We start from the raw sequence: 9,510 nt of genomic DNA on the forward strand, positions 1-9,510 counted from the left end.
CGGGCCGGCGGAGGCCGGGACGGCCGGGGCCGGCGGGGCCGGACGGGGTCAGCCGCCGAGCAGGTCCAGCAGCCGCCGTTTCAGCTCGGCGTAGTGCCGCTCGTCGTAGAGTCCGGGATCGTGGCTGGTCACGTCCCACACGCCCTCGCAGGCCAGGCGCACGATCCGCGACGCCACCGGGTCGGGCTCGCCCTCCAGCCCCTCGCGGTGCCAGCGGGCCATCGCCTCGCGCAGCGGAGTGAGGAGGTAGAGGTTGCCGGAGGCCCCGGTGACCACCGCCCAGCGGCGCAGCCTGCCGCTCTGGACGGCGGCGAACGTGGCGGCCAGGTAGTTCTTGGTGTAGGTGTCGTGGCCCTGGGCGGCGACGAGCTCGTCGAACTCCTCGATGAGCCGCTCGACCATGCCCTTGATCAGGGCTTCCTTGGTGGCGAAGTGGTAGAGCAGGCCGCCCTTGCTGCAGCCGGCCCGCTCGGCGACGGCCGCCAGGGTGAGCGCCGAGGAACCCTGGTCGGACAGCAGGCCCTCGGCCGCGTCCAGCAGTTCCTCACGTCTCATGGCGAGCACTGTACCGTCCGGACGGTACAGCGGCAAGCTCGGGGGAACCGGCCTACACGGTCGCGGATACGCTTGGAGGGCTGAAAGAGAGTTGCGGAGGGGAGTGCGGCTGTGGAGTCCGCCTATCTCGACCATGCGGCGACCACGCCGATGCTTCCCGAGGCGATCGAGGCGATGACCGCCCGGCTCGGCCAGGTGGGCAACGCCTCCTCGCTGCACGCGGCGGGCCGCCGCGTCCGCCGGGTGGTGGAGGAGGCGCGCGAGTCCATCGCGGACGCGCTCGGCGCCCGGCCCAGCGAGGTCGTCTTCACCGCGGGGGGCACCGAGGCCGACAACCTGGCGATCAAGGGCCTCTACTGGTCGCGGCGGGCCGCCGGGGCGACCCGCATCCTGATCAGCGCGGTCGAGCACCACGCCGCGCTCGATCCCGCGCACTGGCTGGCCGACCACCAGGGCGCCGTTGTCGAACCGCTCGACGTCGACGAGTTCGGCCGGGTGCACCCGCAGACGCTCCGCGAGGCCATCGAGCGCGATCCGGACGACGTCGCCCTGGTGAGCGTGATGTGGGCCAACAACGAGGTCGGCACCGTCCAGCCCGTCCGGGTGCTCGCCGCGATCGCCCGGGACCACGGCATCCCGTTCCACACGGACGCGGTCCAGGCCGTCGGCCAGCTCCCGGTGGTCTTCGCCGACTCCGGGGTGGACGCGCTGACGCTCTCGGGGCACAAGATCGGCGGCCCGATGGGCGTCGGCGCGCTGCTGCTGGCCCGGGGGGTCGAGCCGGTGCCGGTGCTGCACGGCGGCGGGCAGGAGCGCGACGTGCGCTCGGGCACCCTCGACGCCCCGGCGATCGCCGGGTTCGCGGCGGCCGTGCGGGCCGCGGTCGCCCACCGGGCCGAGACCGCCGCCCGGCTGACGGAGCTCCGCGACGACCTCATCCGCCGCGTACGGCAGGCCGTCCCCGACGTGATCCTCAACGGGGACCCGGTGAACCGCCTGCCCGGCAACGCGCACTTCTCCTTCCCCGGCTGCGAGGGCGACGCCCTGCTCATGCTGCTGGACGCCAAGGGCGTGGAGTGCTCCACCGGCTCCGCCTGCTCGGCCGGGGTCGCCCAGCCCTCCCACGTGCTGCTCGCCATGGGCGCGGACGGGGTCAGGGCCCGGGGCTCGCTGCGCTTCTCCCTCGGCCACACCTCGACCGGGGCCGACGTCGACCGCGTCGCCGACGTCATCGGCACGGTCGTGGAGCGCGCCCGCCGCGCCGGCCTGACCTGACCCGCTCGTGGTCCCGTGCGCGCCGGGAGTGGTTCCGTGCGCGCCGGGCGGGTCGGTGACCGCGCCGGGCGGGCTGGTTCAACCGTCGAGCCGGTACAGGCGGAGGAAGTCGTTGTCGACCGGGAGCACGGTGCACCGCCGGAAACCGGCCTCGGCCGCGTACCCGCGCAGGACATCGGCGCGCAGCACCGTTCCGGTGGCCGCCGAGGGCCGCTCGACCAGCTGGGTGGGCAGGCAGTGCGTGACGCTCCAGCCGTACATCATCCGCTCGACCGGGTCGCCGGGCGCGGTGAACCGGTCGGCCACCCGCTCGTCGGCGACGAGCACCGCGCCGCCGGGGGCCAGGGCGGCGCGGACGGCCCGCAGCGCCTCCACCGGCCGGGCGAAGTCGTGCAGCGCCTCCAGGACGAGCACCAGGTCGTAGGGGCCCGAGGAGGCCATCGAGGCCGCGTCGCCGCACGTCAGGCGGACGCGGTCGCCGAGCCCGGCCCGTTCCGCCTGGTCGCGCGCGTCGGCGATCGAGGCCTCGTCCAAGTCGACGCCCTCCACCAGGGCGTGCGGGAAGGCGCGGGCGAGCGCGAGGACCGCCCACCCCTGGCCGCACCCCACATCGGCGACGCGCGGCCGTGGGCCCGCCCCCGGATCCGCCTCCAGCCGCGCGACCACGTCGGGCAGGGCGGCCAGCCAGGCGGTGGGCAGCTCGTGGGTGAAGGCCGGCCGGTTGATGTGCCCCTGGCCGTGCCGGAACGCCCTGCCGTACGCCTCGTAGGGCACCCCCTCGCCGGTGCGGTAGGCCTCGGCCACCCGGGGCAGGACGCCGCCGATCCCGGCGAGGAGGTGGGCGAACGGCGCGACGTGCGCGGGATCGTCGGCGTGCAGCAGCACCCGGGCGTGCGCCGGGTCCAGGCGGTAGCGGCGCTCGTCGGCGGACTCCTCGCCGCCGGGCTCCTCGTCGGCGGAGTCCTTGCCGCCGGCCTCCAGCAGTCCGGCGACGGCCTGCTGCTCCAGCCACTCGCGCGCGTAGCGCGGCGCGATCCCGGCCCGCCCGGCCAGTCCGGCCGGGGTGAGCGGGCCGTGCCGTTCGAGGGCCCGGTAGAGGCCGAGCTCGGTGCCGAGATAGACCGAGAAGAGCTCCAGGGCGCCGACGGCGCCGTCGAAGAGCCGCTCGGCGAGCAGCTCCCCGCGGTCGGTCCCCGGCTGCGGGGAGAGGTCGGTGTCCGGCGCGGTCATGGCCGATCCTTCCTGGTGGACGACGGTGTCCCACCAGGATTTCCGGTACGGGCGCGCGGCGGTATGCAGGAATGCGCATAACGCGGTACGGATTCGGCCAGGCGTCCGGCCGTTCCGCGTCCGGCCGCTCCAGTGGCGGGCCCGGAGGACGCCGGGTCCACCGGTGCGGGTGCGGGAGGGCTCAGCTCAGGAACGGGGAGACGGCGATCCAGCCGGGGTCGGTGACGACGTCCACCCGGGGCCGGCCCTCCTCCCAGCTCACCACGAGCTCCTTGGCGTGGACGGCGGCGTCGCCCGCCGGATCGGCGTAGACGTGCAGCACCCGCTGGCCCTCGGCGCTGGTGTGCACAGCCAGCACGGCGGTGCCGTTCAGACGGCTGATCCGCCCGGCCAGGCGCTCCTCGAAGTCGCGCAGCGCGTCCAGGGAGGGCCCGGTGGGCAGGCCGTCGGCGTCGCGGTGCAGGTAGGGCAGGGTGATCGCGATGTGCTGGTCGAACAGCGGGTGGTCGACCGGGCGGAGCGGGTAGCGGGCGGTGGCGATCAGCCGGGCGCCGCCGGCGGTCTCGCCCTCCAGCAGCGCCCACTGCTCCTCCCGGAAGCCGGAGGCCAGGTCGGCCACCACCGCGGGCAGGTGGACGGCGGGCACGGCGTCGATCGGCGGGAACCGGGAGGCGGAGACGTCGCCGACCCAGCGGGCCACGTCGTCCTCGCCGAGCAGCCAGTCCAGGGCGAGCAGCGCCGCCTCGGTCCGGGTCTCCTCGTCCACGAGGTCGAAGACCGGATGGTGGGCGACCACGTCGACGCGGGGGGCGCCGAGCGGGGCCCGCAGCCCGAGGACGAGCCCGCCCAGCCCGAACCCGTGACCCGCCACGTCGAGGGTGAGGGTCATGGCCTCCGGGTTGGCCTGCCGGGACGGGTGGAACTCCCACCGCGCGTCGGCGGGCGGCGCGGCGGCGGCCCAGCGGTGCGCGACGGGACGCAGCTCGGGGTCTCCGGCGGCGGTGACCACCAGGGCCTGGTCGGCGACCGGACCGGGGGCGATCTCCCACACCAGGGAGGGATGGACCAGCCGCACCGCGGGTGTGATCCACTCGGCCAGCCGGTCGGCCTCCCCGGCGACGACCATCGCGTCCAGTTCCGGTCGCGCGTCCGCCCACCACGTCCAGAACCCGGCGATGCCGTCGGCGGATTCGCCGGAGGGCTCGCTCTTGCGGCCGAAAAGTCGCATGGTCCCGGATTCTCCCAGCACGACGGGGCACCTGCCAACGCGGGTAGGCTCAGGAGGGTTATGGCTCTCCGTGTGCTTGCCGCCATGTCGGGCGGCGTCGACTCAGCCGTGGCCGCCGCTCGCATCGCCGAGGCGGGCCACGACGTCACGGGCGTGCACCTGGCGCTCTCGGCCAACCCGCAGTCCTACCGGACCGGCGCCCGGGGGTGCTGCACGATCGAGGACTCGCGCGACGCCCGCCGGGCCGCCGACGTGATCGGCATCCCCTTCTACATCTGGGACATGGCCGAGCGGTTCCACCGGGACGTGGTCGAGGACTTCGTCAGCGAGTACGCCGCCGGCCGCACGCCCAACCCGTGCCTGCGCTGCAACGAGAAGATCAAATTCGAGGCGGTGCTCGACCGGGCCCTCGCCCTGGGCTTCGACGCCGTGGCCACCGGGCACCACGCCCGGATCGTCGACGGCGTGCTGCACCGCAGCCCCGACGAGGGCAAGGACCAGTCCTACGTGCTCGGCGTGCTCACCCGCGAGCAGCTCGGCCACGCGATCTTCCCGCTCGGCGACTCGACCAAGGCCGAGGTCCGCGCCGAGGCCGCGCGCCGCGGGCTCATGGTGGCCGACAAGCCCGACAGCCACGACATCTGCTTCATCGCCGACGGCGACACCCGGGGCTTCCTGGCCGACCGCCTCGGCGCGGCCGAGGGCCCGATCGTGGACGAGTCGGGTGAGGTCGTGGGCAGCCACGAGGGCGCCTACGGCTTCACCGTCGGCCAGCGCAAGGGCCTGCGCATCGACCGCCCGGCCGCCGACGGCAGGCCGCGCTACGTGCTGTCCATCGAACCGGTCTCCAACACGGTCACGGTCGGCCCGCGCTCGTCCCTGGAGGTCAAGACCATCGAGGCCGTCCGCCCGGTCTGGAACGGCCCGGTGGACGCTCCCCGCGAGCCGCTGGACTGCATCGTCCAGCTCCGCGCGCACGGCGAGGTGTACGGCTGCCGCGCGCAGGTCTCCGGCGACGGGGAGCGGCTCCGCCTCGAGCTGGACGCCCCGGCGACGGGGGTGGCGGCGGGCCAGGCGGCGGTGCTCTACCTCGGGGACACCGTGATCGGCTCGGCCACCATCGCGTCGGCGGCCTGACCGGCGCCGGTCGCCGTCACGGCCGGGCCGGCGGGGCTCCGCGCGGCGCCGCCTACGGCAGGGTGACCGACTCGCCGGGCTTGAGACGGCGCATGTCGGCCTGCTGCTTCTCCGACTCCATCGCCAGCCACCGGTCGACGAGGCCCAGGCCGATCTCGTTGAGCAGTCCGTCATGGGTGGAGAAGGCCCGGGCGGGGCGGACCTCGCGCAGGTAGGCGATCAGTTCCGAGCCCTTCAGCCACGGCGCGTTGGTCGGCGCCAGCAGCGTGGGCACCTCGACGCCCGGCGGGGTGAGCGCGTCACCGGGATAGAAGACCTCCTCGTCCACCAGGAAGCCGACGTTCTGCACGATCGGCTGGTCGGGATGGTTCGGCGCGTGCCACTCGCCGACGACCCTCACCTGGAACCCGGCCGCGCCGAACGCGTCGCCGTCCCGCACGACGTGGATCTCGGCCGGGACGTCGGCCAGCGCGGCGGCCACGCCCTCGCAGGTCCAGATCTCCAGGGACGGGTCGGCCTCGGCGGCCCGGCGCAGCCGCTCGGGCTCGACGTGGTCGAAGTGCTCGTGGGTGATGAGCACGGCCCGGGCGCCGTCGAGCGCGGACTCCTCGCTGAAGGACCCCGGGTCGATCACCAGCGCCGAACCGTCCTTCTCCAGGCGCACACACGCATGTCCGAACTTCGTGAGCTTCATCGTCACACCTTATAGAGCGGTGGTCAGGGAGCGGGGGAGCCCGGCGGCCCGGGGCGGGGAGCCCGCGAACGGCGGTGCCGGGATCGGCGGCCGATAGGGCCGGTCCGGGGCGGGGAGCCCGCAGAACGCCGGTGTCGGCACGGCCGGTCCGGGATCAGTAGCCGACGTAGCCGGTGCCGTTCTTCGTGCCGACGACTCCGGGCACCGCGGAGACCGACCCGTAGCGCTCGATGGCGTACCGGACACCGGCGATGATGTTGTCCACCGGGGCGTAGATGTCCTTGTGGCCGGGGAGCGACCAGCGGTCGAAGGTCGGGTCGATGGTCTGCATCAGCCCCTTGGACGGGATGCCCGCCGCCGCGTTGGAGTCCCAGTTGTTGATCGCGTGCGGGTTCCCGCCGGACTCGTGCTGGATGATCATCCAGATGTCGCTGGGGTTCATCTTCTCGGCGGGGTACCCCTGGGCCTTGAGGATCTCGACGGCCTGCTCGATCCACTCCTTGACCTGTCCGGTCGGGGCGGGTCCCCCGCCGGGCGGGGGCGGGCCGCTCGGCCCGTAACCGCCGAAGCCGCCGCCCTGGCCGTTCCCCCCGCCACCGTTCCCTCCGCCGCCGTTCCCGCCGTTCCCGGTCCCGCCCTGCGGCCGGTAGCCCGCGGTCCGCTCCCAGTCGACGGTACGGCCCGGCGCGGGCACGAACCGCTCGTCGCCCGGCGCCGCGATGCCGGCGAAGGTCGCGGGCCGCCCGGCCAGGTGCTTCGTGACCGCGTTCTTCGCCGCGGTCACGGCCTTGCCGGCGGCCTCGACGTGCGGGCGGGCGTCCGAGAGGGCCTGGCCGACCAGCGACCTGATGCCCGGCTCCAGGTCCTTGTCGGTCCTGCCGGGGTTCCTCTCGCGGTGGGCGGCCACGTCGGCCAGGAGCGTGCCCATGATGGAGCCGACCCTGCTCTCGGCGCCCTCCAGGGCCCCGGCCGCCGTGTCGAGGGCGCTCGCGCAGTCGGTCAGCGCGTCGTGCAGGGCGTCGCCGGCGCGGCCGTACCGGCGCATGTAAGCGGCGAAGGCGTCGGCGGATTCGCCCCTCCAGGCGGCGTCCACCTCGGCGACCGCGCCGCCGAGGCCGCCGGTGTACTCGCTCACCTTGCCCGCCGCGCTCCGCCAGCGGGCGGCGACGGCGCGGACGGCGGCCGGGTCGCCGTCGACCTTGCCCGCAAGTTCGGAGAGCTCGGCGCCGCCCGGCAGCCTGGCGACCTCGTCCCTGAGGCTCACGCTTCCGCCGCCCCGCCGACCCGGTTCGCGCCGCGGACGTTGTCCTGCACGAGGTCCAGCGCGCGCTCGACGCCCTTCAGCCTGCTCGTGACGTGCCCGAGCTCGCCGTCGACCGCGGTCTCGACCTCGTCGACGGCGGTGGCCAGCGCCGAGGAGTCGGCGAACTTCCCGAAGACGGACGAGTCGGTCCCCTTGGCGGGATATCCGGCGCCGAGGTCGGCGAACTTCCCCGCCAGGGTCCTGGCCGCGGTGCGGCACCGTTCGAGCGCCTCGTAGTGGAGATCGACACCCGCCATCAGGCTGTCTCCTTCCGGCCGCTACGGAGTCGGACCCGGTCGAGCATAGTGGAGATGGATCTTCCGGGAAGAGGTCATTCTTCATCCGATGCCCGGCGTGTCACCCGATGACGGGTGACGCACCGGACGTCGGGAATCTACCCGGCCTCGGTCCCGGGCGGCGGCTGGGGAGCCAGGAGCGCCGTCTGCACCAGGCGGGCGCCGTGCCGCCGGTCGGTGTGGTAGCCCCGGCCGGGCGGGAGCGGGTGCGGGCGCACGTTGCCGAACAGGGTGCCCTCGTCCTTATTGCCGGACAGGATGACGGCGGGGGTCGCCATGTCCTTGATCCGCTGGATGACCGGGTCGAACATCGCCCGGCCCACGCCGCCCATCGCCCGCGACATGACCAGGTGGAGCCCGATGTCGCGGGCCTGCGGGATCAGGTCGACCAGGGGCAGCAGCGGGTTGGACGAGGTCGCCACCAGGTCGTAGTCCTCGACCACGATGTACAGGTCCGAGCCCTGCCACCAGCTCCTGGCCCGCAGCTCCTCGGCGGTGAGGTTCGCCGGGGGCAGCCGCTTGAGCAGGGCGCCGCGCGCGTCGTTGATCAACTCGAGCGCGGCCGCGCCGGAGGCGGCGTAGCCGATGCGGTGCTCGGTGGCGGCGGAGTCCAGCAGCGACCGCCGGTAGTCGATCACGATCATCATGGCCTCCTGCGGCGTGCGCCGGGCGACCAGGCCCTCGGTGACGAGCCGGAGCAGGTTGGACTTGCCGCTCTCGGTGTCGCCCACCACGATGAAGTGCGGATCGGTGTCGAAGTCCACCAGGACGGGGGAGAGGGCGGCCTCGTCGATGCCGATGGGGATCCGGTTCCCGGTCTGCTCGGCTCCCGGCAGCGTCTCGGCGGGCAGCACCGCCGGCAGCAACCGCACCCCCGGGGCCGCGGGGCCCTGCCAGGCGTCCCTGACCGCGTGGACGAGCCCGCGCACCCCGGCCGGCAGGTCCTCGGCGCTGCGGACGCCGTCGATCCGGGGGACCGCCGACAGGAAGTGCAGGCCCTCCTTGGTCAGGCCGCGGCCCGGCACGCCTTCGGGCACGGCCAGCGACGCCTTGCGGTTGACCTCCGACTCGTAGGCGTCACCGAGCTTGAGCTCGACCCGGGTGCCGAACAGGTCGCGGATGCCGGGGCGGAACTCCGACCACTTGTTGGTGGCGGCCACCACGTGGATGCCGTAGCCGAGGCGCGCGCGGCCAGGTCGGTGATGACGGGTTCGAGCGTCTCGAACTCCTGCCGGACGGTCAGCCAGCCGTCGACCACCAGGAAGACGTCGCCCCAGCCGTCGCCGGGGATCGTGCCGTCGGCGAGCTGCCGCCGGTAGGCGGCGATCGACTCGATGCCCTGCTCGGCGAAGTCCCGCTCGCGCCGCTGCAGGAGGGCGGCGATCTCGGCCACCGTACGGCGCACGCGGTCGGCGTCCAGCCGGGTGGCGATCCCGCCGACGTGCGGCAGGGCCTCCAGCGAGGCGAGTGAGCCGCCGCCGAAGTCCAGGCAGTAGAACTGGACCTCGCGCGGCGTGTGGGTGAGCGCCATGCCGGTGATGAGGGTGCGCAGCACCGTGCTCTTGCCGCTCTGCGTCCCGCCGGCGACGCCGACGTGGCCGGCCGCGCCCGACAGGTCCAGCCAGAACGGATCGCTGCGCTGCTCGAACGGCTTGTCGACGATGCCCGCGACGGCGTGCAGCCGGCCCCGGCCGGCCCAGTCGGCCGTGCTGAGGCCGAGCTGCGGCGTGACGGACAGCGGCGGGAGCAGGTCGGCGAGGGTGGGGGGCTCGCCCAGCGGGGGCGAGCCAGA

Annotated in this window: 10 protein-coding genes; 2 read left to right on the plus strand and 8 right to left on the minus strand. The window is 74.4% G+C overall.

The genetic code is table 11. The features are described from left to right. Positions 1-48: 48 nt before the first annotated feature. Positions 49-555, minus strand: a complete 507-nt coding sequence (locus tag ACWJ6R_RS22770) for a TetR/AcrR family transcriptional regulator (RefSeq protein ID WP_449064175.1) — start codon at positions 553-555, stop codon at positions 49-51. A gap of 111 nt (positions 556-666) precedes the next feature. On the opposite strand from ACWJ6R_RS22770, the gene ACWJ6R_RS22775 reads away from it, so the two are divergent. Further along, positions 667-1,830, plus strand: coding sequence for a cysteine desulfurase family protein (locus ACWJ6R_RS22775; RefSeq protein ID WP_449064176.1), 1,164 nt, complete (start codon positions 667-669; stop codon positions 1,828-1,830). A 78-nt stretch (positions 1,831-1,908) separates the two neighbouring features. Here ACWJ6R_RS22775 and ACWJ6R_RS22780 read toward each other — a convergent pair whose 3' ends face one another. Both ACWJ6R_RS22780 and ACWJ6R_RS22785 read right to left on the minus strand, forming a co-directional pair. After that, complete coding sequence (locus ACWJ6R_RS22780; RefSeq protein WP_449064177.1) at positions 1,909-3,060, minus strand: methyltransferase domain-containing protein; 1,152 nt, start codon at positions 3,058-3,060, stop codon at positions 1,909-1,911. Positions 3,061-3,241: 181 nt separating this feature from the next. Beyond that, the gene (locus tag ACWJ6R_RS22785) at positions 3,242-4,288 is read right to left on the minus strand and encodes a DUF695 domain-containing protein (RefSeq protein WP_449064178.1); all 1,047 of its coding nucleotides are present in this window, start codon (positions 4,286-4,288) and stop codon (positions 3,242-3,244) included. 60 nt (positions 4,289-4,348) lie between these two features. On the opposite strand from ACWJ6R_RS22785, the gene mnmA reads away from it, so the two are divergent. Beyond that, complete coding sequence (mnmA, locus tag ACWJ6R_RS22790) at positions 4,349-5,425, plus strand: tRNA 2-thiouridine(34) synthase MnmA (RefSeq protein WP_449064179.1); 1,077 nt, start codon at positions 4,349-4,351, stop codon at positions 5,423-5,425. Between the two features lie 52 nt (positions 5,426-5,477). Here the strand turns inward: mnmA and ACWJ6R_RS22795 are convergent, their stop codons facing one another. The 5 genes from ACWJ6R_RS22795 to ACWJ6R_RS22815 form a co-directional block, all read right to left on the minus strand. Then, on the minus strand, positions 5,478-6,119 hold the full coding sequence (locus tag ACWJ6R_RS22795; RefSeq protein WP_449064180.1) for an MBL fold metallo-hydrolase: 642 nt from the start codon (positions 6,117-6,119) through the stop codon (positions 5,478-5,480). A 154-nt stretch (positions 6,120-6,273) separates the two neighbouring features. Further along, positions 6,274-7,383, minus strand: coding sequence for a WXG100 family type VII secretion target (locus ACWJ6R_RS22800; RefSeq protein ID WP_449064181.1), 1,110 nt, complete (start codon positions 7,381-7,383; stop codon positions 6,274-6,276). Then, on the minus strand, positions 7,380-7,679 hold the full coding sequence (locus ACWJ6R_RS22805) for a hypothetical protein (protein ID WP_449064182.1): 300 nt from the start codon (positions 7,677-7,679) through the stop codon (positions 7,380-7,382). The genes ACWJ6R_RS22800 and ACWJ6R_RS22805 overlap by 4 nt, the downstream gene beginning before the upstream one ends. Before the next feature lie 137 nt (positions 7,680-7,816). Beyond that, a complete protein-coding gene (eccCb, locus tag ACWJ6R_RS22810; protein WP_449064184.1) occupies positions 7,817-8,839 on the minus strand; it encodes a type VII secretion protein EccCb in 1,023 nt (340 codons plus the stop codon). Beyond that, positions 8,725-9,510 (minus strand): FtsK/SpoIIIE domain-containing protein (locus ACWJ6R_RS22815; RefSeq protein WP_449064183.1); only part of this gene is annotated, 786 nt, incomplete at its 5' end. The genes eccCb and ACWJ6R_RS22815, both read right to left, overlap by 115 nt.

The sequence above is a fragment of the Planomonospora algeriensis genome (assembly GCF_977012225.1).

Bases quoted from the DNA above. Each gene is read 5' to 3' on its own strand.
- ACWJ6R_RS22795 (WP_449064180.1), bottom strand. From the start codon at position 6,119: ATGAAGCTCACGAAGTTCGGACATGCGTGTGTGCGCCTGGAGAAGGAC.
- mnmA (WP_449064179.1), top strand. From the start codon at position 4,349: ATGGCTCTCCGTGTGCTTGCCGCCATGTCGGGCGGCGTCGACTCAGCC.
- ACWJ6R_RS22805 (WP_449064182.1), bottom strand. From the start codon at position 7,679: ATGGCGGGTGTCGATCTCCACTACGAGGCGCTCGAACGGTGCCGCACC.
- ACWJ6R_RS22785 (WP_449064178.1), bottom strand. From the start codon at position 4,288: ATGCGACTTTTCGGCCGCAAGAGCGAGCCCTCCGGCGAATCCGCCGAC.
- ACWJ6R_RS22770 (WP_449064175.1), bottom strand. From the start codon at position 555: ATGAGACGTGAGGAACTGCTGGACGCGGCCGAGGGCCTGCTGTCCGAC.
- ACWJ6R_RS22780 (WP_449064177.1), bottom strand. From the start codon at position 3,060: ATGACCGCGCCGGACACCGACCTCTCCCCGCAGCCGGGGACCGACCGC.